This window comes from Bacteroides sp. An269, assembly GCF_002159755.1.
GTDB classification, from domain to species: domain Bacteria; phylum Bacteroidota; class Bacteroidia; order Bacteroidales; family Bacteroidaceae; genus Phocaeicola; species Phocaeicola intestinalis.
In genome coordinates, this window is sequence record NZ_NFJG01000018.1 from 22,245 (window position 1) to 47,743 (window position 25,499).

Annotated in this window: 15 protein-coding genes; 10 read left to right on the forward strand and 5 right to left on the reverse strand. The window is 48.0% G+C overall.

The features are described 5' to 3' along the window. Window positions 1-92: 92 nt before the first annotated feature. Together B5F71_RS20150 and B5F71_RS05730 are read right to left on the reverse strand one after the other, a co-directional pair. Entirely contained in the window at window positions 93-263 is a 171-nt protein-coding gene (locus tag B5F71_RS20150; RefSeq protein WP_158098043.1) for a hypothetical protein, read from the reverse strand. Then, on the reverse strand, window positions 250-1,989 hold the full coding sequence (locus tag B5F71_RS05730) for an ATP-binding protein (protein WP_087208408.1): 1,740 nt from the start codon (window positions 1,987-1,989) through the stop codon (window positions 250-252). The genes B5F71_RS20150 and B5F71_RS05730 overlap by 14 nt, the downstream gene beginning before the upstream one ends. A 589-nt stretch (window positions 1,990-2,578) precedes the next feature. On the opposite strand from B5F71_RS05730, the gene B5F71_RS05740 reads away from it, so the two are divergent. The 3 genes from B5F71_RS05740 to folB all read left to right on the forward strand — a co-directional run bounded on the left by B5F71_RS05740 (window position 2,579) and on the right by folB (window position 6,238). Then, entirely contained in the window at window positions 2,579-5,122 is a 2,544-nt protein-coding gene (locus tag B5F71_RS05740; RefSeq protein WP_022040445.1) for an adenosylcobalamin-dependent ribonucleoside-diphosphate reductase, read from the forward strand. Between the two features lie 326 nt (window positions 5,123-5,448). Next, window positions 5,449-5,862 (forward strand): PaaI family thioesterase, encoded by a 414-nt coding sequence (locus tag B5F71_RS05745; protein WP_013616180.1) that lies wholly within the window; start codon window positions 5,449-5,451, stop codon window positions 5,860-5,862. A 4-nt stretch (window positions 5,863-5,866) separates the two neighbouring features. Continuing rightward, a complete protein-coding gene (gene folB, locus B5F71_RS05750) occupies window positions 5,867-6,238 on the forward strand; it encodes a dihydroneopterin aldolase (protein WP_087208410.1) in 372 nt (123 codons plus the stop codon). 70 nt (window positions 6,239-6,308) lie between these two features. On the opposite strand, the gene B5F71_RS05755 is transcribed toward folB, so the two are convergent. The 3 genes from B5F71_RS05755 to B5F71_RS05765 all read right to left on the reverse strand — a co-directional run bounded on the left by B5F71_RS05755 (window position 6,309) and on the right by B5F71_RS05765 (window position 11,667). Next, window positions 6,309-7,649 (reverse strand): citrate/2-methylcitrate synthase, encoded by a 1,341-nt coding sequence (locus tag B5F71_RS05755; protein ID WP_013616182.1) that lies wholly within the window; start codon window positions 7,647-7,649, stop codon window positions 6,309-6,311. 260 nt (window positions 7,650-7,909) lie between these two features. Beyond that, the gene (gene icd / locus B5F71_RS05760) at window positions 7,910-9,178 is read right to left on the reverse strand and encodes an NADP-dependent isocitrate dehydrogenase (RefSeq protein ID WP_087208412.1); all 1,269 of its coding nucleotides are present in this window, start codon (window positions 9,176-9,178) and stop codon (window positions 7,910-7,912) included. Between the two features lie 242 nt (window positions 9,179-9,420). Beyond that, window positions 9,421-11,667, reverse strand: a complete 2,247-nt coding sequence (locus tag B5F71_RS05765; protein ID WP_087208414.1) for an aconitate hydratase — start codon at window positions 11,665-11,667, stop codon at window positions 9,421-9,423. Between the two features lie 320 nt (window positions 11,668-11,987). On the opposite strand from B5F71_RS05765, the gene B5F71_RS05770 reads away from it, so the two are divergent. The 7 genes from B5F71_RS05770 to B5F71_RS05800 all read left to right on the forward strand — a co-directional run bounded on the left by B5F71_RS05770 (window position 11,988) and on the right by B5F71_RS05800 (window position 25,116). Further along, window positions 11,988-14,723 (forward strand): heparinase II/III family protein, encoded by a 2,736-nt coding sequence (locus tag B5F71_RS05770; protein ID WP_143269855.1) that lies wholly within the window; start codon window positions 11,988-11,990, stop codon window positions 14,721-14,723. Window positions 14,724-14,777: 54 nt separating this feature from the next. Further along, entirely contained in the window at window positions 14,778-17,618 is a 2,841-nt protein-coding gene (locus B5F71_RS05775; RefSeq protein WP_087208416.1) for a two-component regulator propeller domain-containing protein, read from the forward strand. Window positions 17,619-18,226: 608 nt separating this feature from the next. Beyond that, the gene (locus B5F71_RS05780) at window positions 18,227-18,742 is read left to right on the forward strand and encodes a sigma-70 family RNA polymerase sigma factor (protein ID WP_087208417.1); all 516 of its coding nucleotides are present in this window, start codon (window positions 18,227-18,229) and stop codon (window positions 18,740-18,742) included. A 45-nt stretch (window positions 18,743-18,787) separates the two neighbouring features. Next, a complete protein-coding gene (locus B5F71_RS05785; protein ID WP_087208419.1) occupies window positions 18,788-19,015 on the forward strand; it encodes a carboxypeptidase-like regulatory domain-containing protein in 228 nt (75 codons plus the stop codon). Window positions 19,016-19,033: 18 nt separating this feature from the next. Beyond that, complete coding sequence (locus B5F71_RS05790) at window positions 19,034-21,823, forward strand: TonB-dependent receptor (protein WP_087208420.1); 2,790 nt, start codon at window positions 19,034-19,036, stop codon at window positions 21,821-21,823. 22 nt (window positions 21,824-21,845) lie between these two features. Next, on the forward strand, window positions 21,846-23,369 hold the full coding sequence (locus B5F71_RS05795) for a RagB/SusD family nutrient uptake outer membrane protein (protein WP_087208422.1): 1,524 nt from the start codon (window positions 21,846-21,848) through the stop codon (window positions 23,367-23,369). A gap of 286 nt (window positions 23,370-23,655) precedes the next feature. Further along, on the forward strand, window positions 23,656-25,116 hold the full coding sequence (locus tag B5F71_RS05800; protein ID WP_241148565.1) for a glycoside hydrolase family 30 protein: 1,461 nt from the start codon (window positions 23,656-23,658) through the stop codon (window positions 25,114-25,116). The last annotated feature ends 383 nt before the right edge of the window (window positions 25,117-25,499 follow it).

Consider the following 25,499-nt stretch of genomic DNA (forward strand, 5'->3'; position numbering starts at 1 on the left):
TGAAAGTTCAAGAGGAATATTTCCTGAATTTCGTATGACCATACTGCAGGCATCGCCCATATTTTATTCCCGTTCCACTTCTTCCAGTCCTATTAAGAAGCTGTTTTGAATTTCTCCAAAAAGTTTTTCTTGACTTGATGTATCCGTTTCCGTGTGTGCTTTGGGCGATTTTTTGGTCCTTTTCGCTCCTGTTCTTCGTCAGATAGCCCGCTATCTTCCTCATCACAGAAGCGAAAATGCCTCAAAAACTCATCCCAAATCATCGCACGATAAATTCAAAACAGCTTCTAAGTCGTATCCTTTGATTTGGGCAACGATAAGATGCAATGTGGTTCCTTGGATGAGCGTTTGCACTTTGGGACCGGAAGCGTAATCTTTCACTTGCTTTATGGCTTCCGTCCGCTGTGCTTCCGCTCTCTCATCGGTAGCTGTGGCAGGCAGGTATTTCAATTCTAAAATATAGCTGTGCTTTACCATGGGCCAACGTACCAGGTCGGGCATGAGGAAGAAATCGCAATAACCGTGATTCAATTCCACTTCGGGGGCGGTCAGGTAGTAAGGGTTCAAGCTGAGGTAAGCATTCATAAAACCTTGCAAGTTCCGTTCACCTTCTATCAGGCTGCGGATGGCGGTGGTGTCATGATACGCTTTGAAAATATGTTCCAGCATGGGATGCCAATTCCCTTTGAAAGCTGCGTCGGTATAGCTGCGAAGCAACGGAGAAAGGTTTATCGGGTGTACCTTTTTGTATTCGTTCAATAAGAAATCGTAATATTGCTTCCGTACGTTGTTGTTCGGGATGCCCAGTTCTTGCTCGATTCCGTAAGTTCCCGTGATGGTCAGCATGCCGTAATAGAATAACAGGCTCTTGAATATTTCCGGGTCGGTCAGTCGGGATGCCGGGAATGAATTGGCTACGATGCCGGTAGTTGTTCCCTTTTCTGCCACTTCCAATAATACGCCTTTGCGATCACCGTCTAACTGGTCTAACTTAATCAGCTTGTCCAATTTCGTGTAATCTGTACACGTGTTGCGGTCTACCATTTCTTTAGGGGCACATCCGTGTTGGATATAGTAATTCAAATAATAAGTAACCATATCGCAGTTAAACATCTTCGGGTCTGTATAGACTACCTCTTCTGAAAAGCAATATCCGTCGTACCAGGGTTTCATTTCTGCTATCAGATGTTCTTCATCGGCTTTTAATGTACCCGCAGACTGGTAGTAACGGATCATTTCGCGCACGTCTGTTTCGCTGAACCCTAACATCCGGTTGAAGCGGGCATCCATCGTGATGCTGGTGGCGATGTTGTAACCGCTGGTCACGTCATCTAAGGTCACGGGGCTGACTCCCAGCATCAGGATACGGTCGAAGTTGCCTTTAAATTTCTTGAATACATCACGGTAGAAGCCGCTGGCGAGGGTTATGGCATGATAAATGGCTTCACCTTCTTCGTTCAGTATGGTATTGGTGAAATTGTCGTATTCGTCTACTATCAGATACAGTTTATGGTTGCGTGCGCTGGCTGCTGCAATGATAAGGGCGAACTTGGTGTTTGCGTCTTGCGCTCCTCTTATTCTTTCTACAAAGTCGGCGGGATAATAGGCGGCATAACGTTCTGCAAAATCGTCTAACCGCACTCCGAAGTAGCGGTTGAAATTCAAAGGGAGTGCATCTGCATTTCCTCCGACTTGCGAGAAGTCTAAGTGCAGCACTTGAAATTTGCCTTGCCATTGGGTAGGATGGTCTGCTACCCAAAGCCCTTTAAACAGTTCTCTGAAATTTTCTTTTTCGTTGATGTCGTAATAATAGCGGAGCATGGATAGGAAAAGGCTTTTCCCGAAACGGCGCGGGCGGATAAGGAACAGGAAACTCGCCACATCTTCCATGCGTTGGATATAGGCACTTTTGTCTACATAATAATAATTTTCTTTCCGGATCCGCCGGAAGTCTGATATGCCGTAAGGGAGGAGCTTGTATGTATTCATATTATTGCCGCATTGATACCTTTTGTTTTAGTGATGTTGTAACTGAGCGCTATCGTTGCAAAGGTAGCATTTTCTTTTGAAACGTCCAATACCGGAAGAGCTTGTTCTTTATATGAAATGAGGTCATTCCGGAAAAAGTCATGAGTGGTTATGCTGTATGAATCTGCGAGATTGCAAGGATGATTCATGCATATATGTGCATAAGCCATTTCAATTATATGCGGACATGAAGGAAGATAGTCGCGTTGTGCCGGTCACGTAGAAGCATTGGCGCGAGTGTGGGCTTCTTTGTCTATATTAATGGGAATATTTTTGCAAAGTAATCGTGTGTGCGGACGAGCCGGACAAGGTGGTTTTCTTGCTTGTGTAGCTTGTCTTGATTTCTTTGTTAGATAAACTATGTTAAAACTATAGTTCTCCCAAAAAGAAAACTTACAAGATGTTTGTGTGTTAATAAAGTTGTGTGAATCAGCTTGTTAAGATTTTGTTTTGGAAAACTTTCTTTTTTGTTTTGCAGATTGGAAAAACATCTTTAGCTTTGTACCACCTTATGAAAGACGATAGATTTTAATCAAAATACTCATTAATCGTGGAAAATCAGACGTTCAGTTACGACGAAGCATATAATGCCTCGTTGGATTATTTCAAGGGAGACGAGCTTGCCGCCCGCGTGTGGGTGAACAAGTATGCCGTAAAGGATTCTTTCGGCAATATTTACGAGAAATCTCCCGAAGATATGCATTGGCGTATCGCGAATGAAGTGGCACGTATCGAAGCCAAGTATCCGAATGGGTTGAGCGCAGAAGAGCTGTTCCGCCTGTTTGATCATTTCAAGTACATCATTCCGCAGGGAAGCCCGATGACGGGCATCGGAAACAATTATCAGATCGCGTCCTTGTCGAACTGCTTCGTAATCGGGCTGGACGGAGCTGCCGATTCGTATGGGGCCATCATCCGCATCGACGAGGAGCAGGTGCAGCTGATGAAGCGCCGCGGAGGGGTAGGGCACGACCTGTCGCACATCCGCCCGAAAGGTTCGCCGGTAAAGAACTCGGCGTTGACTTCTACCGGGCTGGTGCCATTTATGGAGCGTTATTCCAACTCTACGCGCGAGGTGGCGCAAGACGGACGCCGCGGGGCGCTGATGATGACGGTATCTATCAAGCATCCCGACTCGGAAGCTTTCATCGATGCCAAGATGACCGAAGGAAAGGTTACGGGAGCCAATGTGTCGGTGAAGCTGGACGATGAGTTTATGGAAGCTGCCGTGGAAAACCGCCCGTATGTGCAGCAGTTCCCTATCGGTTCGCCTCATCCGATGGTGAAGAAAGAGATTGACGCTTCGGCTTTGTGGAAGAAAATCGTGCACAACGCGTGGAAGTCGGCAGAGCCGGGCGTGTTGTTCTGGGACACGATTCTCCGCGAGTCGGTGCCCGATTGTTATGCCGACTTGGGTTTCCGCACCGTGTCTACCAACCCGTGCGGCGAAATCCCTCTGTGCCCGTACGATTCTTGCCGTCTGCTTGCCATCAACCTGTATTCGTATGTGGTCAATCCGTTTACTCCGGAGGCTTATTTCGATTTCGATTTGTTCAAGAAGCACGTGGCTTTGGCACAGCGCATCATGGACGACATCATCGACCTGGAGCTGGAAAAGATAGAGAAAATCATGGAAAAGATAGATTCCGACCCCGAAAGCGAAGAAGTGAAAGGTACGGAGCGCCATTTGTGGGAAAAGATTTACCGCAAGTCGGGCATGGGACGCCGTACGGGCGTGGGCATCACTGCCGAAGGCGACATGCTGGCGGCTTTGGGATTGCGCTACGGGACGGAAGAGGCGACCGAGTTTGCCGAGCGGGTGCAGAAAACCATTGCGCTGGAGGCATACCGTTCTTCGGTTGTTATGGCAAAGGAACGTGGCGCGTTCGAGATTTACGATACGGAACGCGAGAAGGACAATCCGTTCGTGAACCGCTTGCGTGAAGCCGACCCCGGGCTTTATGAGGAGATGAAGAAGTACGGCCGGCGTAACATCGCGTGCCTGACCATTGCTCCTACGGGGACCACCAGCCTGATGACGCAGACCACTTCGGGCATTGAGCCGGTGTTTATGCCGGTTTACAAGCGCCGGCGCAAGGTGAATCCGAATGACGAGAACGTGCGCATCGACTTTGTGGACGAAACGGGAGACGCTTTCGAGGAATACCTGGTGTTCCATCACAAGTTCCTGACGTGGATGAAGGTGAACGGTTATGACCCTGACAAGCATTACACGCAAGAGGAAATTGACGACCTGGTGGCGAAATCTCCTTATTATAAAGCGACTTCGAACGACGTGGACTGGCTGATGAAGGTCAAGATGCAGGGACGCATCCAGAAATGGGTGGACCATTCGATTAGCGTGACCATCAATTTGCCGAACAACGTAGACGAAGAGTTGGTGAACCGTCTGTATGTAGAGGCATGGCGGTCGGGCTGCAAGGGATGTACGGTGTACCGCGACGGTTCGCGTGCAGGCGTGTTGCTTTCTGCCAAGAAGAAAGACGACAAGAAAGAGGAAGAATGCCATTGCAAGCCTCCTCAGGTAACGGAAGTCCGCCCGCGTGTGCTCGAAGCCGATGTGGTGCGTTTCCAGAACAACAAGGAGAAATGGGTGGCGTTCGTCGGTCTGCTCGACGGTTATCCTTACGAAATATTTACCGGTCTGCAAGATGATGACGAGGGCATTGTATTGCCGAAATCGGTAGTCCGCGGCCGCATCATCAAGAATTATGACGAGAACGGCGTGAAGCGTTATGATTTCCAGTTCGAGAACAAGCGTGGGTATAAGATGACGATTGAAGGATTGTCCGAGCGCTTCAACAAGGAGTATTGGAATTATGCGAAACTGATTTCAGGCGTGTTGCGCTACCGGATGCCTATCGAACAGGTTATCAAGTTGGTCAATTCGCTCCAGCTCGATAGTGAGAATATCAATACGTGGAAGAACGGTGTGTCGCGTGCATTAAAGAAATATGTGCTCGACGGCACGGAAGCCAAAGGCGTGAAATGCCCGAATTGCGGCAATGAGACTTTGGTTTATCAGGAAGGTTGCCTGATTTGCAAGACTTGTGGTTCTTCGCGTTGCGGATGACTTTGCTTTTCACCACAGATTACGCAGACTTATAAAAAATGCCAATCAGGAGTTAAAAGGGAGTTATAGGTAGTTATCGCCCGTCGGTGCGGGCTGGGAGTTAGATGCCAATACCTTTTTGCGCCGCTTCTGTAGAGACGATGTGCACATCGTCTCTACTACGTGGCATATACAAAATGCACAAAATAAATACCGCGTGAAGTATAACTCCTGAACGAAGTGATAACTCCCGTGAAACATAACTACGTTTAACTCCTGATTCGCATAAAAATTATATTCTTGATTTATTTTAATCTGTGTAATCTGTGGTGCTTTAAAAAAGAGGTATGGAAGAAACAGTAAAACATCATTTGTTGGACCGGGTGAAGAAGAACCCGTATGTCAATCATTTGGAGATTGATTTTCAAGAGATAGAAGAAGGCCGTGTGGTAGGGCGCATGCCGTTGAAGCCCGAACAGCGCCAGTATAGCGGAGTGGTGCACGGAGGGGTGTTGGCGGCATTTGCCGATACGGTAGCCGGATTTGCGGCTTATACGATGACGCCTACCGACCGGGATGTGCTGACGGCAGAGCTGAAGACTTCGTTCTTGCGTGCGGCATGGGGCGACGAGCTGGTAGGGATAGGCACCGTCGTGAAATCGGGGTTGAACTTGCAGTTTGCCGAGTGTGAAATCTATTGCGACGGCAAGCTGGTGAGCAAGGCTTCGGGGACATTTTGTGTGGTGCATTCTCTGATTTAGGCGTATGAAAGCGGAAGCGATGTATATCCGTCTGGACGGGTTGAAATTTTATGCCCGTCATGGTGTGTTTCCTCAAGAAACGCGTGTAGGTGCGGAGTTTACCGTCGACCTGTGTTTGCGTACCGATTTCTCGCAAGCGGCGGAGGCCGATGCCTTGGAGGGAACCGTCAGTTATGCGGAGGTGTTCGAGCGGGTAAAGGCGGAAATGGAAATTCCTTCCCGTCTGCTGGAGCATGTCGTTTATCGGATAGCCCGCCGCCTGCTGGACGATTTCCCTAATGTCATGGAAGTCACTATCGGCCTGTATAAGCAGAACCCGCCCATGGGAGCCGATTGCCGCCGGGTGGGGGTAGAGGCGAGGTATGCACGGAATTAGTTGACAAGGAAACAAGTTGGCAAGGTTTACATATTACAAAGCCTTGCCAACTTGTCAACTGAATAGCGATTTACCTTTCTCCTATCGGCGTGTACGTTACTTCTTCCAATACGTTCTTGTATGCCGGCCGGATGATGCGTCTTCCTTCGAAGTTCAGTTCTTCGATGCGGTGAGCGGTCCAGCCTACGATGCGCGCCATGGCAAAGAGCGGTGTGTAGATTTCTATCGGCAGCCCAATCATTTCGTAGATAAAGCCGGAATAGAAGTCCACGTTCGAGCATACTTGTTTCTTTGTGCCCTTTACTTTCTTGAAACATTCAATGGCGCGTTGTTCCAGCAATTCCAGGAAGGCAAATTCTTTTTCGCACCCTTTTTCGGCTACCAGTTCGCTGGCAAGTTCTTTCAGAAGCACGGCACGCGGGTCGGAAATGGTATATACGGCATGGCCGATTCCGTAAATCAGTCCGCTCCCGTCGTATGCTTCTTTGTGCAGCATCCGTATCAGGTAGGTGTCTATTTCGTCGATGTTGGTCCAGTCGGAGATGACCTCTTTCAGGTGGTGGAACATCTTTACCATCTGGATATTGGCTCCGCCGTGTAGCGGGCCTTTCAGCGAGCCGATGCCGGCTGCAATGCTCGAATAGGTGTCGGTGCGGGTAGAGCTGGTGACACGTACGGTGAAGGTGGAGTTGTTTCCTCCTCCGTGTTCTGCCTGAAGCACCAGCAGCAGGTCGAGCATCCGCGCTTCCAATGGGGTATATTCCTTTTTCATCATGTAAAGGAAGTTTTCGGCTATCGACAGGTTTTCGTGCGGGTGCCGGATGTGGAGCGAACGGCCGTGTATGCTGTGCCGGTAAATGTTGTAGGCGTATGCGATGATGGTAGGGAACTTCGAGATGAGTTCGATGGACTGGCGCATCAGGTTGTCGCGCGAGATGTCATCGGGGTTGGGGTCGAACGTGTACATTTCCAGCACGCTGCGCGCGAGGATGTTCATGATGTTCTGTCCTTCCAGGTCGATGATGTTCATGGTTGTCTTCTTGTCGAGCGGCATGTTGTCGTTTATCAGTTCCTTGAAGGCATCCAGCTGTTCGTTGTCGGGCAGTTCTCCCGAAAGGAGCAGGTATGCCACTTCTTCGAATCCGAAGCGTTTTTCCTTTAGCAGGGCATGTACGATGTCGGCAAGGTCGTATCCCCGGTAGAAGAGCTTTCCGGGAATCGGTTTCAGCCCTTCTTCCGTACGTTCATATCCCACTACGTTGCCTATCTTGGTCAGTCCTACCAGCACGCCGGTCCCGTCTTCGTTGCGCAGCCCGCGTTTCACGTTGTATTTCGTAAATAGTTCATTGTCGATGCGGCAAGCCTGCTTGGCGCATTCCGAAAGCTTGTATACGATGTATTCTTTTTTCATGAGTAGTACAAAATTTAAATGATGTTTATTAGAAACGCAGATTAAACCGATAGGTAAATAATCTGTGAAAATCCTCTTTGTCAAATAGCTTGTAGGGGCGTATCGCATACGCCCTGAAAACATCCATGTGTGGATAAGTTGGCGTATTCGGGCGTATGCGATACGCCCCTACATTGGCTGTTTGCGGGTATTTAAATAATCTGTGAAAATCCGTGTTAATCTGCGTTTCAGAACTGACAGATTATTTAAACGAATCAGAGTCAGTTACTGCTTAGCGCATCAATCACCCGTTGTCCGAATTCCATAGTGCCCAAGGGTTTTCCGTTGGGCATGAAGCGGGCGAGGTCGTTGGTCGCTTCTCCCGCTTCGAATAGTTTCTCCAAGGCTTGCGTGACGAGGGTTGCGGCTTCTTCCCAGCCTAAATGTTCCAGCATCATGACCGAAGAGAGCAGCATCGAACAAGGGTTGACGATGTTTTTTCCGGCGATGTCGGGAGCCGTGCCGTGGGTGGCTTCGAAGATGGCATGCCCCGTTGCGTAGTTGATGTTGGCTCCGGGAGCGATTCCGATGCCTCCTACCATGGCGGCAAGCTGGTCGGATATATAGTCGCCGTTCAGGTTCAAGGTGGCTATTACCGCATATTCTTCAGGCTTCAGCAGGGTGTTTTGCAGGAACGCGTCGGCTATGCAGTCTTTGATGATAACCTTTCCGGCGTTGGCGGCATCGGCAAGGGCGGCATTTGCCGATTCTTCTCCCAGGTCTTTCTTTATCTGGTTGTATTGGTTCATGGAGAAAGTCTGGTCGGGAAACTCTTGCTCTGCCACTTCATATCCCCAGCGTTTGAACCCGCCTTCGGTAAATTTCATGATGTTGCCTTTATGCACCAGTGTGACGGAAGTCTGATGATGCTGCAAGGCATACCGGATGGCGGAACGTACCAGCCGTTTGCTCCCTTCGGCGGAGACCGGTTTTACGCCGAAGGACGAGGTCTCGGGGAAACGTACTTTGCTTACTCCCATCTCGTCGTGAAGGAAGGTGTAGAACTTCTGGGCTTCGGGAGTTCCCTGTTCCCATTCGATGCCTGCATAGATGTCTTCCGTGTTTTCGCGGAAAATGTGCATGTTTACTTTTTGCGGTTCTTTCAATGGGGAAACGACTCCCTTGAACCAGCGTACCGGGCGCAGGCATACATAAAGGTCGAGGGTCTGGCGCAGGGCTACGTTCAGCGAACGGATGCCTCCGCCTACGGGAGTGGTCAGCGGCCCTTTGATGCCTATCAGGTATTCGCGGAAAGCATCGAGCGTAGCTTCGGGGAGCCATTCGCCTGTTTGGGCAAATGCTTTTCCTCCTGCAAGCACTTCCATCCATTCGATGGAACGTTTGCCTCCGTATGCGGCTCTGACCGCTTCGTTCACAATATTCTGGCATACCGGAGTGATTTCGGCGCCTACTCCGTCACCTTCTATATAAGGTATGGTTACACAGTCGGGTACAATCAGCCGACCGTCTTTCATTTGTACTTTGCTCATAATGGATTATTGTTTTAAATTTTTTAATATCCGCATTCTACCCAATTGCCTTGTAGGGGCGTATCGCATACGCCCTGAAGGCATCCGCATGGGTTAGTTGATGCATTCGGGCGTATGCGATACGCCCCTACATGGGATGTTTGCGGATATTCAAATTAAATTTAGGTACTGGTAGACCGGATTTTTAGAATGTATTTAAAAACCTAGTCAACTGGTATCTAGTCCCTGGTTCCTGATATTGTTTATAAATTCAATGCCGCTCCGGCTTTAAACCACTTTATCTGCATTTCATTATATGTATGTGCGGCTTCGAATGTATCTTCGCTTCCGTCGGCATGCCTCAACTTGATTTGCAGGGGTTTTCCGGGTGCGAACTCTCTTAATCCGAAGACAGAGATGCGGTCGTTTTCCTGCACTTTATCGTAATCGTCTTTATGGATGAATGTCAGTGCCAGCATGCCTTGCTTTTTCAGGTTCGTTTCATGGATGCGGGCGAAACTCTTGGCAAGAACGACTCTTACGTTGAGGAAACGCGGCTCCATGGCGGCATGTTCGCGGCTGGAGCCTTCTCCGTAGTTTTCTTCGGCTACTACGATGGAGGGAATCCCTTTTGCCTTATAGCTTTTGGCAACGGCGGATACGGCTTCGTATTCTCCGGTCAGGGTGTTCAATACCCAGTTCGTTTTCCCGTTGAAAGCGTTTACGGCTCCCATCAGCAGGTTGTTGGAGATATTTTCCAAATGTCCGCGGAACCGTAGCCACGGACCCGCCATGGATATGTGGTCGGTGGTGCATTTCCCTTTTGTCTTGATCAAGAGCGGCATGTCGATGAGGTCATTTCCGTCCCACGGTGCGAATGGTTCCAGCTTTTGCAGGCGTTCCGAATCGGGATGTATGGAAACTTCGATGGATTTGCCGTCGGCAGGCGGGGCAATGTATCCGTTGTCGTCTACGGTGAATCCGTTTCGGGGCAGGGTTTCGCCGGCAGGTGCATCCAGTTTCACCTGTTCGCCCTTTTCATTGGTAAGGGTATCGGTCAGAGGGTTGAAGCACAAGTCTCCGGCGATGGTAAGTGCCATAGCCAGCTCCGGTGAAGCTACGAAGGCGTGCGTATTCGGGTTCCCGTCGGCACGTTTGGCAAAGTTCCGGTTGAACGATGTGACAATCGAGTTGGCTCTGTTCGGGTCATCGGTCACCCGTTTCCATTGTCCGATGCACGGGCCGCAGGCATTGGTCATAATGGTTCCGCCTACGGCTTCGAAGGCACTTATCATGCCGTCGCGCCGGGCAGTGCAATAGATTTGTTCCGATCCGGGATTGATTATCAGGGGAGAAGCCATCTTGAGGGCTTTCTCCTTTACCTGACGTGCCAGAGAGGCTGCCCGGCTCAGGTCTTGGTAAGACGAATTGGTGCACGAACCGATTAATCCTACTTCCATGCGGCGTGGGTAACCGTTTGCTTTTACTTTTTCTGCAAAATCCGAAATGGGGCAGGCGGCATCAGGTGTAAACGGCCCGTTGATATAAGGTTCCAATGCCGACAGGTCGATTTCGATGATGCGGTCGTAATACTTTTCCGGTTGTGCCAGCACTTCGGGGTCGGCTTGCAGGCAATCGGCGCATGCCGATGCCAGCCGGGCTATTTCTTCCCTTCCCGTAGCGCACAGGTAAGTTGCCATCTGTTCATCGTAAGGGAAGATGGATGTAGTGGCACCCACTTCGGCGCCCATGTTGCAGATAGTGGCTTTCCCCGTTGCCGAAATCGATGCGGTCCCTTCGCCGAAATATTCAATGATGGCATTGGTCGCTCCTTTTACGGTAAGGATGCCGGCAAGTTTCAGTATCACGTCTTTGGGGGCAGCCCATCCGTTCAGGCTTCCTTTCAGGTGTACGCCGATGAGGCGGGGCATTTTCAGTTCCCATTCCATGCCGGTCATTACGTCTACGGCATCAGCTCCGCCTACTCCGATGGCTATCATGCCCAGTCCGCCTGCATTGGGCGTATGCGAATCGGTGCCTACCATCATGCCGCCGGGAAAAGCGTAGTTTTCTAATACGACCTGGTGGATGATGCCGGCACCCGGTTTCCAGAATCCGATGCCATATTTGGCAGACACGCTTTGCAGGAAGTCATACACTTCACGGTTTGTCTGGCAGGCGGCAGGAAGGTCGGTTTGTACGCCTTTGTAGGCTTGTATCAGGTGGTCGCAGTGTACCGTTGCAGGAACGGCTGTTGTTTCTTTGCCTGCATTCATGAATTGCAGCAGTGCCATTTGCGCCGTGGCGTCTTGCATGGCAACGCGGTCGGGGCGGAATGTCGCATAATCTTCGCCTCGCCGGAAGCGGGGTTGTATCTCCGGATGATACAAGTGGGTATATAAAATCTTTTCGGCAAGCGTGAGAGGCTTGCCGCTTGCCTGTTGAGCCGCTTTTACCCGTTTTGCATACGAGGCGTAAAACGTTCTTAGCATGTCGATGTCGTAAACCATAAGACTTTTTGTTTAATGAATTGTTTTTATTTGTCCGCAAATGTAAGAAGAATGTTTTGGAAAAGCAAGATTTTGCAGACAAAGTGTCTTGTTTGATGTGAATCATGCAGCGGTTTGCCAAATTTGCGGCTCGTATGTCCGGCGAAACGTTTCTTTGATGCGCCGTATCCTTTCGAAATGCAGCCGAAACGTTTCCGCAGGTTTTCGAAGCCCTCCGGAGTGTTGCCGAAACGTTTTACCGGAGATTTTTTTAGAAAAGCATTGAGTATTTCTCATTTCTTGTTCGTATTTTAGGGAAAACTTAATAAACTCATCTATTTATGAAAACAAAAATTTGGATAATCGTTTTCTTCTGTATATGTGCCAGTTTGCAGGTCGCAGGTCAGGTAAGTGGTTTGCCGCAAGGGCACCCGCGTTTCTTGACCGATGCCGGAGGCAAGGAGGCGACGTTACGGTTGATTGAGGAAGAAACGTGGGCACGGGAGGTGTTCGACGGATTGAAACGGCGTGCTGACACCTATGCCGGACGTGAAGAAGAATGGCTGACATCGCGTCTGCAAATGTACTGGAACACCCACGCTACCGACGTATATATAAAAGGAGAGGTGTACGACCATGCCGGAGGCAATCGCGCACCTGCGCCTACGGTGATGTTTACCGGCGCACGCAGCCATGCCACCAACTACCGCCGTCCCAAGCTGGAAGAGCTGGAGCCTTACGCCGAAGACCCGAAGGGCATATATCTGGCGAACGCTACGCTGGAAGGGAATCCCAAGGAGTGGGTGCACATCGGCAAGACGGGGCGCATGATAGAGAGCATCAACCGCGAGATAATGGGCATCGCCCGTGATGCTGCTTTCCTGTGGTGGCTGACCGGCGAGGAGCCGTATGGACGGATGGCGGCATCGGTGTTCGATACGTACATGACGGGCATTTATTACCGCAACGTGCCGGTCGACTTGAATAACGGGCACCAGCAGACCCTGGTGGGCATGACCTCGTTCGAGGTGATTCACGAAGACATCCTGAACGAGTTGGTGCCGTTGTATGATTTTCTTTATGATTACCTGAAGCAGACCCGTCCCGAAAAGATGCCGGTGTATGCCGGAGCGTTCAAGAAATGGATAGAGAACATCATCGCCAACGGTGTGCCTCATAACAACTGGAACCTGATTCAGGCACGTTATATCATGAACGTGGCATTGATACTGGAAGACGATGCCGCTTATCCCGACCGGAAGGGCAGGGGCTATTACATTGATTATGTAATCAACCAATCTTCGCTCCGCCAGTGGTCGCTGAAGCGGTTGGCGGATTACGGATTTGATTCCGCTACGGGCATTTGGGCGGAGTGTCCGGGCTACAGCATGAACGTGGTGGGCGACTATGTTTCGTTTGCCAACCTGTTCGACCGTAACCTGCAAACCGACCTGACCATGCAGATTCCGGTTATCCCGAAGGCGGTAGAAGCCTTGCCTCAATACCTGTTCCCCAACCGGATGCTGTGCGGCTGGGGCGATACACATCCGGGCGCGTTGCGCACCGATGTGTTCCGTTACCTGATTCAGAACGCGCAGCAGTACGGCAAGAAAGCCGAAGAACGGAAATTCACGGCGATGTTCCGCCTGTTCGACACGAAAGCCGGCGAGGCAGGAAAGTCTGCCCGTATGCCGGTGGCGGTCACTTCGTTTTTCGCCGATAAGCCGCTGGTGTTGGACAAGGAGGTGAAAGCCGGCAAGATAGACGACTATGTGACGCCGACGTTTTATGCGCCCAATGTGAGCTGGCTGGTACAGCGCAACGGCATGGACGCACGCAACAGCCTGATGGCATCGCTCAACGGAAGCGAGGGAAACCATGCGCACGCCAACGGCATCAGCCTCGAACTGTACGGAAAAGGCTATGTGCTGGGACCGGATGCAGGCATCGGGAAGACGTTGTATCAAGGTTTGGATTACCTGGAGTATTACAGCCAGTTCCCGGCTCATAACACGGTGTGCGTAGACGGCATCTCGTCGTATCCCGTCATGAAGAGCAACCATGCCTTCCGTGTGCGCAACCTCTATCCGGCATCGGGTGCCAGGGTGGGCTACCAGCCGGTAAGCTACACCAACGTGTATTTCCGCGAGCCCGAATCGTATGCCGACCAGACCCGTTTGGTGAGCATTGTCAATACGGGCGATTCTACGGGGTATTATGTCGATGTGTTCCGCAGCCGGAAGATAGAGGGCGGCGACAAGATGCACGACTATTTCTACCATAACTTAGGACAGACGCTGGACCTGCGTGCTTCCGGCGGCGATACGCTCGCGATGCAGCCCACGCAAGAACTGGCTTTTGCCGGGGCGCATCTCTATGCTTACTCCTATATATATAATCAGCGATGCATCGAAACCAGTAAAGATGTCCGGGCTGACTTTACCGTCCGGATGCCCGATGGCGATGATATTACGATGTCGATGTGGATGAAGGGCGAGCAGGAGCGGAAAATCTTCTCGGCTTTAAGCCCGATGACCGAAGGGTTGAGCCGCATCAAGCAGATGCCTTATGTGATAGCCGACCAGCCTACGCTGACCTTTGTGGCACGCCAGCGCGGAGAGGCGTGGAAGCGTCCTTTCGTATCGGTATTCGAACCGCATACGGCAAAGAATGCGCCTTCGCACATCAGGGAGGTACGCTTTCCGGAAGTCAGCGCCACCGGAGAAGGAAGCCATACGGGCATTCAAGTGATACAGACCGACGGTACGGCCGATTGGATTCTCTCTTCCGATAAGGCAGAAGTGCGTTGCACCACGGAAGGGATTTCGGCACAGGCGGTATATGCGCTCTACCGGCAGAAAGGCGGGCAGGGAGAAATGGCTTTCTTGGGCGGCGGAACCTTGCTTGAGGCGGTGGATATCCGCATCGAAGCGGCAGAAGCGGCGGATGTTTTGCTGGTGAAGGAGGCTGGAGGCTGGATGTACACCGCTTCCCGTCCGTGTACAATTACGATGGGTGGAAAAGAGCTTAGTTTGCCGTCGGTGCAAACAAAAACTTCTGTATTGTTTTCAAAGTAGAAAAGATATTGTTATTTTTGTTCGTCTCAAAAAAAGGTAGATTGGTAAATAAGAATGAGAGAACAGCTGAAGTTTATAATAATCATGGTGGGCATCTTGTTGCTCGTGGCGGCACGGGCGGCAGGCATGCCCTTTTCATATAGTTTCCGCAGCCTGTCGGTGTCCGACGGGTTGCCCGATTTGGTCATCAACACTTGCTATAAGGACCGGTCGGGCTATATGTGGTTTGGTACCAATGTGTCGTTGGAACGTTTCGACGGCATTCGTCTGAAGCATTATCTGATAAAGGGGAAAGCCGAAAACCTGAAACGGGTATATGCTGTTGCCGAGATGGCAGAGGGGGAGATATGGGTAGGGTCGGATGTGGGGTTGCTGCATCTGGACAAAGCGACTGATGACCTGGAGGCTGTAGAGCCGGTATTGATAGATGCTCCGGTATATTGCCTCTTGTCGGACGGGAAGCAAACGCTGTATGCAGGCACGCGCAAAGGACTGTTCGTTTACGAGGGCGGCAAGATGCGTAACATCCTGATAGACAAGAACGTGTTTTCGCAATGGAACGAAATCAAAGGGTTGAACATCGGCGAAGACGGCCGTTTGTGGCTGGCTACCTTGAAAGGGGTAGTGGCTTTGCATACCGCTTCGGGCAAGCTGGAGACGTATGCATACCGGAACCCGTTTTACTCGCTGACCCGTATCGGCGGGGTATTGTATCTGGGAACGATGAACGAAGGAATCGTTACGTTCGATACGCAGGAAAAGGCTTTCGGCAAGCTGGTGGATGTGGGCTGCTCGGTCATCTCTTCTCTTTCTACCGACGGCAAGGACCTGCTGTATGTAGGGACGGACGGAAATGGAGTCCATTTCGTGTCGGTGACTCAGCGAAAGGTCGTGAAGTCGTTCCGGCACGAGACCGGAAACGATGCCAGTATCCGTTCCAATTCGGTGTACTCGCTTTTAGTAGACCGCGACGGGTTGCTTTGGATAGGTTTTTATCAGCTGGGGCTGGACTATACGTTGCACAATAACGGGCTGTTTGCGGCTTATCAGTATCCGCCCTATTTGGATACGCGTGACATGCCGGTGCGTACCATCGCTTTCCACCAGAGGGAAAAGCTGGTAGGCTCGCGCGACGGGCTGTATTTTATCGATGAAGACAGGCGGTTGTTCAAGAGTTTTCATAACTTGCGTGCCAATATGATTATTTCCAGTTGCTATTTCGAGGGGAAATACTACATCGGTACGTATGGAGGCGGCATGTATGTGTTCGACCCGCTGACCCTTGAACTGGTTGATTTCGATGCGGCGGAGGGCGAGCCATTCCTGACAGGCCATATATTCTGCATCCGTCCGGATGCGGACGGCGATTTGTGGATTGGCACTTCATCGGGGCTTTACCGCTATCGGGCAGGGAAGCAGGTGGCTCATTATACCGGTTCCAATTCCAAGTTGCCCGAAGGGAATATCTACGAAGTCTTTTTCGACTCTACCCGCAAAGGATGGATTTGTACCGAGAAAGGGCTTTGCATTTGGGATGCTTCGTCGGAAAGCATCCGTACGGATGTCTTTCCCGAAGGATTCATCAACGAAGAGAAAGTAAGGGTGGTCTACGAAGATTCCAGGCACAATCTTTATTTATTGCCCGAAAAGGGTACCTTGTTTGTGTCCGACCTTTCCATGAGCCATTTCTCGCGTTTCGACAACGAACTGCTTCGGGGCAAAACGCTGATGTCGGTGGTGGAGGACAATGAAGGATGGCTGTGGTTCACGACCAACAACGGCATCTATCGCTACGACAAGAAAGACCGGGTGATGCCTTATAGCCTCTCCGACGGTATCTTGAGCCCTATCTTTATCAACTGTATGCCGGTGAAGGACGAAAACGGCGGACTTTGGTTCGGTAATTCCAAAGGCTTGGTTTATCTGGACATGAACAAGCTGAAGTCGAGAAAAATTCCGCCTTATAAGCTGGCTGTTTCGGGAGTGCAGGTCGATGGGGAAGAGGCGATTCCCGAAGTGTGGAGCAAAGGACAGGCGGACGGCATTTACCTGGACAAGGTGAAAAACAATCTGACCGTTTTCTTTTCGGCGCTTACTTATACCCATCCGTCTGATATGTTTTACGAATACAGGTTGGAAGGCGGAGAGGATGACGTGTGGAAACCTTTAATCGGTAAGTCGTCTGTTTCTTTTTACAATTTGTCTGCGGGAGATTATCTGCTCAGGATACGTAGCATCGGGTTTCCCGAATCAGAAATCGCATTGCCTGTTAAGGTGCATTCCGTATTTTGGAGCTGGTTTGTGGCAGGGGCAGGACTGTTGTTTATCGGAAGCCTTGCCTGGTTTCTTGTGCGGAAGAAACGGTCGGGACGCCTGCATGTATCCGGCAGGCAGGAAAGCCAGGATAATCCCGTTACGCAGCCCGACCCGGACAAACTGGTATTGCAGACCATTCTAGACGGTGCGCTGGAAACATACATTCCGCCGATGGAACATTCGGAGGACGAGCCGGCAAAAGAGAAATACAAGGTGCACAAGGTAGACCCTGAAGAATGCCGCCAGCTCCAGAAAATACTGGAGCGGCTGATGCAGGAAGAAAAGCCTTATAAGAATTCCGAGTTGAAGATAGCCGACCTGGCAAAGATGACAGGATACACTTCGCATACGCTTTCTTACTTCTTCAATCAATACCTGAAGAAGAACTATTACGATTACATCAACGAATACCGTGTGGAAGAGTTCAAGCGGCTGATTGTGGATGAGCAATATGCCAAGTACACGCTGGAGGCGTTGGCAGAAGTATGCGGCTTCAGTTCGCGTGCCTCTTTCTTCCGTTATTTCAAGAAGGTGGCAGGTATCACTCCCAATGAATACATCAAGCAGTTGAACCGTTAAGAAATAATACCTGCAGTGTCATGAAGGCGCAAAGAGGTTCTATTCCTCTTTGTGCCTTTTGTTTTGCCCGATGCAGATAGTTGCGTAGGCAAACGCAGGCAGGTGCGTTGCTTGTAAGATTATTAATCTTCCGGCTGTAAGATTATTAATCTTACACGTGTAGGATTATTAATCTTACAGAAAAGTTACTTATTTGGGTGGAACGATGCAGTTAGGTCAATGGGGCAAGAGAGGTATTTGCCGGTGTGGGAGGATATAAGCTGGGAAAATAGTTTCGGAAATCTGGGGTTAAGGCAGGTGCCCGGTTGTGTATGTTGATGGATAGGCTGGCAGGATATTCTGTTTTGTATGTTGTTTTTGTGTCTTATCGTGTTCTTTTGGGTTATTCTGTTATTATTCTGCAATATGTAAAAGGCAGTAAAACGTCACGTACAGTATCACACAATTATTTGAGACTTCCATTCGTACTCTTCTAATCATTTGAAAAATAATTATTTATTGATTGTTTAGTCTCTATTTATTGAGTGATATAGCTTTTATTCCTGAATAATTTCACATGTAAGATACACTACATATATTTGCATGTAATTCAAAAAAGATTTAATGATATGAAAAACCGTATTAAAATGTCAGACCAGTTGATAACCGAATATTATGAAGAATACCGTCGGATAGTGTTTTTCTATATTTGCCGTCGTATCGATGACAGGGACGATGCGGAAGATTTGACTCAAGATGCTTTTTTACGATTACTTGAATACCGGATGATGATTCGTCGGGATACATTGAAATATTTCCTTTTTACCATTGTGCGTAATTTGGTAAACGATTATTTACGTCGTTTATATAAGAAGCAGGAAATCGACCGCTATCTGTATGAGGTGCTTCCGGTTTCTGTTACGGATTTGGAGAGCCAGGTGATTGCAAAAGACTTGCGGCGGTGGGAGTACCGGAAAGTTGCTACGCTTTCCGAACAGCGTCGGAAGGTGTATGTGATGAGTCGGTTTCAGTCTAACTCCATTTCGGAAATATCCCAAAAGCTGAATCTGTCCTTTCGTACGGTAGAAAGCCACCTTTTTGTTAGTAGGAGAGATGTACGTGAATTCATGAGAGCATGTATCTAAATAAATTGTTAATTTAAAAATTGATTTATGAAAAATGTAGTGAGAATGTTGTCAAAGAGAATGTTATTCTCTGTCTTTATGGCATCACCTTTGATGGCTGGAAGTTCGTTATCGGCTTTTGCAGGTATAGGCAGCGTAGGGTGGATGCAGCAAGCTAATGTTGTAGAAGGTATTGTAACTGATGTGAACGGTGAGCCGGTTATTGGTGCCAGCGTTGTAGTGAAAGGCACGTCAAACGGGACTATTACAGATTTGGATGGTAAGTTTAGTTAGCCGGATGCTCAAGGCGTTTTGGTTATTTCGTATATCGGTTATAAGACGCAAGAAGTGGTTCTTGACGGGCAGAAACATCTGAAAGTCATGATGGAAGAAGATTCGAAAGCTTTGGATGAAGTGGTAGTAGTGGGGTATGGTACACAGCGTAAATCAGACCTTACAGGTTCTGTTACCACAATCAAGTTAAAAGACATTTCCGGTATCAGGGGAGGAAATGCCGGAGAAGCTTTGCAAGGGAAAAGCGGTCTGACGGTCGTGACTTCAGGAGCGCCGGGAGCAACTCCTACCGTCCGTATTCGTGGTATTGGTACGGATGGTGACGCTACTCCTGTGTACGTAGTAGACGGGGTAATGACAAATAATATAGATTTTCTTAACCCTAAAGATATCGAGAGTATGAATGTGCTGAAAGATGCCTCAGCTACTGCTATTTACGGTTCAAGAGGAGCCAATGGCGTGATTATGGTGACAACAAAAAGAGGCGAGTCCGGAAAGCCTGTCGTTTCGTACTCAGGGAGTGAAGGCTTTCAGTATATCATTGATAATTATGATGTCTGCAATGGTTCCGAATATGCCCGCTTAATGAATATTGTTGCCCAAAATTCCGGACAAGAACAACCTTACGGAAATCCGTCGGGGTATGGAAAAGGAACTGATTGGCTGGGGGAAATGACCCGGAACGGTTGGACACGTGACCATCAACTTTCTGTATCGGGTGGCTCCGAATCTGTGAATTATAATGTGAGTGCCGGATATTTCAAGCAGAATGGTGTATGGGAGAATACGTCTTATGACCGCTGGACTTTCCGTATCAATAATGAATATAAGCTTTCAAAATCTATCCGGATAGGACATAACTTGAATTTAGCTGTCAGCAACAGTGACGGCAGAAGCGATTCATATCGTTTGATGCGTTCCGTTTTGTCTGGTTCACCTCTTATTACACCCCAAAATGAACAAGGAGAGTGGAATTCTATGCAGAATGGTGATTTGATAAATCCTGTTGCGGAATTAGCCCTGAATGCCGGTTATAACAATAAGCGGATACGTTTCTTTGGGAATGTATGGGGAAGCTGGGAAATAGTGAAAGGGCTTACATTCCGTACGTCGTATGGTGTTGATTGGTTACATGGTTATGAACATCAGTTGAAGGGGATTTACAATATCAATCCATCCCATCAAAGCAACAGTTCTAATACCTTTATGGAGAATTATGCGCTCGAAAACACATGGTTGTGGGAAAATACATTGACGTATGATCGTTTATGGGGGAACACTCACCATTTGAATATCCTGGCAGGTTTTACGTCTGAAAAAGCACGGACACAAGGATTGGGAGCAAACAGCCGGAATATTTTGATGTACGACAAGGATTATGGCATGACAGCTACCGCTCCTACTGATGCAGACCGTACCGTGGCAGCGGTCAAACCGACAATTACGACAAGAGCTTCTTACATGTTCCGTGTCAATTATTCATTGAAAGACCGTTATCTGTTTACGGCTACAATGCGTGCGGACGGTTCTTCCAAATTTGGAAAGAATAACCGTTGGGGGTATTTCCCGTCGGCTGCAGTAGGTTGGCGGGTCAGTGAAGAAGCGTTTCTGAAGGATGTGGACTGGTTGAGCAATTTAAAGATAAGAGGAAGCTGGGGACAAACAGGTAATGACAAGATTCAGGACAATGTTTCGTATGCGTTGGTATCGATGGTTGATGAGTATCATGCTGTTTTTAATGGACAAGTATATCCCGATGTAGGTATTGTAAATGCATCTAATCCGGATATCAAATGGGAACGTAGTGAACAGGTTGATTTGGGATTTGACTTGGGGTTGTTTAATAGTATGCTGACTCTTGAGTTTGATTATTTCAACCGTAAGACCAAAGACCTCTTGATGATATTGCCGATAAAAGGCGGTTCGGTGGGTATTACGCCTACATATTCCAATGCAGGTTCAGTCCGTAACAGTGGTTTTGAGTTTACTGTTGCATGGCAGGATAACAGGCATCCGTTCAATTATGGTTTTACATTTAGTGGAAGTACATTCAAGAATGAAGTAACCGATTGGAAGAATCAAAAGACTATTTCCACTGCTTGGTCTACTAATCTTCAGACAGCCAAGGAAGAAGGAAAACCTTTCGGATATTTCTATGGGTATAAGACGCAAGGCATTTACCGTACTCAGGCAGACCTTGACCGCTGGAACGAATATGCCCGTAGCAAAGGGGCGGACGTATATCATTCGGAAGCCCAATTGGGAGATTTGATTTATGTAGACGTTGACGGGGATGGAAGAATTACCGCAGAGGATCAGACGGATCTTGGAAACCCTTATCCTAAATTTACGGGAAGCTTGGGATTTAATGCGTCATGGAAAGGGTTTGACTTGTATTTGGATTTTACCGGAAGTTTTGGAGGGAAGGTGATGAATAACTCTTACAATGACTTTACATCGGTGACCAACAATATGCATCGTGATTGGTGTGATTCATGGACTCCTGAAAATCCGGACGCTGTTATGCCTCGTTTGGCAGGCGGATCAATCAATGTAGGAAGAACATTGGATATAATGGTTTTCGATGGTGATTATCTGAAATTGCGTTCTGCAGAATTGGGCTATACGTTGCCTGATGAATGGATGAATAAGATTGGGATTGGCAGACTTCGTATCTATGTAAACGCATCTAATCTGCTTTACTTTACTAAATATAAAGGTTTTACTCCCGAAATCATGGATGGGCAGGATTCGAATACTTATCCGATGGCGGGCAGTGTGAACTTCGGTTTGAATTTGACTTTATAATAATTCTTTTAATTCAGAAGATATGAAACAGATAAAAACATATATAATGGCATTGGCTGGAACTTGTATATTAGGTTCGTGTAGTGATTTCTTGGATATTACTCCGCAAGGAGAATTGACCACAGATTTGTATTTTAGCCAAGAAGAACGAATTAATGAAGCGGTATCACGTGTTTATTCATCCATTAACTGGCGTTTTTTCCGTTTGGGTACAATGTATTTTACAACGCATGAGTTTCCTTCGGATGATGTGCGGATGAATACGGCAGACGCTAATTTCTTGACTGCATATAACTTTCAGTACGACCCCAATAACGTTTATGTGGAACGGTTATGGGAAAGATGGTATCAATATATAAATGATTGCAATCAGGTATTGGAACTTACGAAAGATTATGATGATGAAACAGCAGCTCTTTATAACGCGCAGGCACGTTTTTTCCGTGCATATTGGCATTTTGATTTAATGAATGTATTCGGTGAAGTGGTGTTGCGTGACCATGTTCCGGCAGAAAATGAATATAATATTCCCAAAAGTTCAGAGGAAGATATTTATAGATTGGTAATATCTGATTTGGAATACGCTATAGAACATCTTCCTACCCGTCAGGAATGGGGAGAAGAAAACTTGGGTCGTGTGACCAAAGGAACGGCAAAAGGGATACTGGCAAAGGTTTACTTATATCGTCAGGATTATGAAAACGCCTACAAGTATGCCAATGAAGTTGTGAATGTAGACCATGAATATTCACTCGACCCGGATTATCGGAATCTGTTCTCTATTCAGGGTAAATATTCTTCGGAAAGCATGATGCCGGGACACTATATTTACCAGAATATCGAGGGGCGTTTGCGTAATCCGTATGTAGAATTTCAAGGTATTCCCGGCTCAGGATTGGGGTCTGCTTATTTTGTTCCTTCCGATGAATTTGTAAGTGCTTATGAAGAGGGAGATCCGCGTAAGGAAGCGACAATCTTTGAAAAGGGAGAAACCATTGAAGGCTATACAGGTGAAATAACTTGGCTGGAAGAAAAAGATGAGGCAGGGAATGTTGTATCTGAGTTTAACTATGCAAACAAGAAAGTGATTTGGCCCGCTACGCAATGGCCCGACAATGACTTTTTCAAGCAAGAATTGAACCTGCCATTCCTCCGCTTTGCGGATATCTTGTTGGTTTATGCCGAATCGGCTAATGAACTTGGGAAAACAACAGAGGCAGAAGATGCCCTTGAAAAAGTCCGTTTCCGCGCTCGTGGAAACCAAACGTATGCCGAGGCAGGTGTATTGCCGGAAAAAAGAGGGTTGGGAAAAGATGCCTTACGGGAAATAATCTGGAACGAACGCCGTATAGAATTGGCTTTTGAAGGAAACCGTTGGTTTGATTTGGTGCGTTATGAAAAAGTAGTACCCAATTATACGACCAACCTCATGCACCGTAAAGGACGGACGAATTTTGACTATGCGAAGCATAGCAAATTCCCTATTCCTACCTATTATATAACCAGTTCAGAAGGGGTCTTGACACAAAACCCTGCATGGCAATAGGTTTTAGTATCAGATAAATTTCTAAATTTGAATATTCGCAAACATTCCATGTAGGAGTAAAATGCGGATATTCATTTTTTAATGGTAAGTCTGTATTTGCTTTCATTGGGGCATACTCTCTTGCTTTTTCGGGGAAAAATAATTATTATTGCAAAGTGAATGTCCGCAAACAGCCCATGTAGGGGAAATGAGGATATTCGTATATTTTACAATCATAAACCGTAACACGTAAATTCTTATGAAACCGATTTTTCTAAAATGGACCTTTGCCGTATGCTTTTTGAGTATGGTTTATGGCATACAGGCACAGTCTTATGTATGGATATGCAGTACAGAAAACAATTATTGGAAAGAGGATGAGACCAAGCTGCAATCCCGTCCCGTTCAGACTCCTTTGCTGGAAATAGATGGGACAGAAAAAGGCGTTCCTTTCAAGGCATGGGGTACGACGTTCAACGAGTTGGACTGGGATGCCCTGCTGGCGCTGACCCGTGATGAACAGGATGAAATTATGCATAACCTGTTTGCTCCCGACGGAGACTTGAAGTTTACCCGCGGACGTATCCCGATGAATGCCAGCGATTATGCCCGTTCGTGGTATAGCTGTGACGAAGTGGCAGGCGACTTGGAACTGCGTTATTTCAATATCGACCGCGACAAGCTGGGCATCATTCCTTTGATTCGTGCCGCCCAGAAGTTCAATCCTCGCTTGACTTTCTGGACATCTCCCTGGAGTCCGCCAAGCTGGATGAAAATCAATGGAGATTACCCGGTACTGAGCAGCCGTTTCAACCGGCAGGACAAGCGTTTGGACTATCTGCTGTATGGCTCGCAAGACGGGGTAAACGAGGATGAGATGAAATTCTTGGGCGAGCGTGAAGGGCAATTCCCCCGAAAACTGGCTACACAGGATTATTTCATTCAAGACCCTCGTTACCTGCAGGCATACGCCAATTATTTTTGTAAGTTCATCGATGCCTATAAAGCCCAGGGGGTAAACATCGATATGGTAATCTATCAGAATGAGGCCTACAGCTACACGCCTTATCCGGGCTGTGCCTGGACAGCTGAAGGCACGATACGTTTCAACCGTGATTATTTGGCTCCTGCCTTGAAAAAGCATCATCCGGATGTGAAGCTGTATTTGGGTACGTTTAATACCAACCGGCAAGACCATGTAGAAAAGGTATTAAGCGATGACCGGTTGCGTGCCTGCATCGAAGGGCTTGCCTTTCAGTGGGAAGGACGTCAAATCCTGCCTGCCCTACGCCGTCAGTATCCCGGTTTCCATTATATCTGTTCGGAAAGTGAATGCGGCAACGGAGCTATGGACTGGAAGGCGGGCGAGCATACGTTCTTTTTGATAAGTGACAATGTGGGCAATGGTTGCGACGAATGGTTTAATTGGAACTTCTTGCTTCCAAAGCATGGCACCAGTCCTTGGGGATGGAACCAGAATGCATTGATAGAGCTGGACAGTGAAACACGGACGTTCCGCTATACGGCAGAATATTATGCCGTGAAGCATTTTTCTCATTTTGTCGTTCCCGGAAGTGAAATGATAGGCTATGCTCCCAAAGAGAAAGACGGAACGATAGCGGTGGTCTACCGTACTCCTGAAAAGAAAATTGTCGTTATAGCAGGCAATTTGGGCGATACGCCGCAGCCGGTAAGCGTGAAGATAGGGAAGAAATACCTTAACGTGACGCTGGACGCACATTCCCTGCATACTTTTGTCATGAAGTAGTTTGTTGGTAAATGAATTTCACCACAGTATAAATGAGGTGGCACGATGAAGAAACGCAGCTTCACGCAGATTTTCGCAGATTATAAATAATGAATGTCCGCATTTTGCCCAATAAGGAGTTAAAAGGAGTTATTTCAAGGAGTTAAAAGGAGTTAGAAGCCAATACTTTTGCTCATGGGAGCCATAGCAGGATTAACTCCTGCCGAAGGCATAACTCCTTCTAATTCCCTTTTATACTATGGGCATTTTGCGGATATTCAAAAAATTTAAAAGCCTCTGTGTCCTCCTTTAGATTTGCATTGGTAAAAGGGCAAAGAAAAAAGTTACCTTTGCCGTAAAAAAGGTTAACCAAGAAAAGGAGGTGACCTATTGTGTCCTATAGG

Excerpts from the sequence above, each read along its gene's own strand:
- B5F71_RS20150 (WP_158098043.1), bottom strand. The coding sequence starts at position 263 with ATGATTTGGGATGAGTTTTTGAGGCATTTTCGCTTCTGTGATGAGGAA.
- B5F71_RS05730 (WP_087208408.1), bottom strand. The coding sequence starts at position 1,989 with ATGAATACATACAAGCTCCTCCCTTACGGCATATCAGACTTCCGGCGG.
- B5F71_RS05745 (WP_013616180.1), top strand. The coding sequence starts at position 5,449 with ATGGAAGAAACAGTAAAACATCATTTGTTGGACCGGGTGAAGAAGAAC.
- folB (WP_087208410.1), top strand. The coding sequence starts at position 5,867 with ATGAAAGCGGAAGCGATGTATATCCGTCTGGACGGGTTGAAATTTTAT.
- B5F71_RS05755 (WP_013616182.1), bottom strand. The coding sequence starts at position 7,649 with ATGAAAAAAGAATACATCGTATACAAGCTTTCGGAATGCGCCAAGCAG.
- icd (WP_087208412.1), bottom strand. The coding sequence starts at position 9,178 with ATGAGCAAAGTACAAATGAAAGACGGTCGGCTGATTGTACCCGACTGT.
- B5F71_RS05765 (WP_087208414.1), bottom strand. The coding sequence starts at position 11,667 with ATGGTTTACGACATCGACATGCTAAGAACGTTTTACGCCTCGTATGCA.
- B5F71_RS05770 (WP_143269855.1), top strand. The coding sequence starts at position 11,988 with ATGAAAACAAAAATTTGGATAATCGTTTTCTTCTGTATATGTGCCAGT.
- B5F71_RS05775 (WP_087208416.1), top strand. The coding sequence starts at position 14,778 with ATGAGAGAACAGCTGAAGTTTATAATAATCATGGTGGGCATCTTGTTG.
- B5F71_RS05780 (WP_087208417.1), top strand. The coding sequence starts at position 18,227 with ATGAAAAACCGTATTAAAATGTCAGACCAGTTGATAACCGAATATTAT.
- B5F71_RS05785 (WP_087208419.1), top strand. The coding sequence starts at position 18,788 with ATGTTGTCAAAGAGAATGTTATTCTCTGTCTTTATGGCATCACCTTTG.
- B5F71_RS05795 (WP_087208422.1), top strand. The coding sequence starts at position 21,846 with ATGAAACAGATAAAAACATATATAATGGCATTGGCTGGAACTTGTATA.
- B5F71_RS05800 (WP_241148565.1), top strand. The coding sequence starts at position 23,656 with ATGGTTTATGGCATACAGGCACAGTCTTATGTATGGATATGCAGTACA.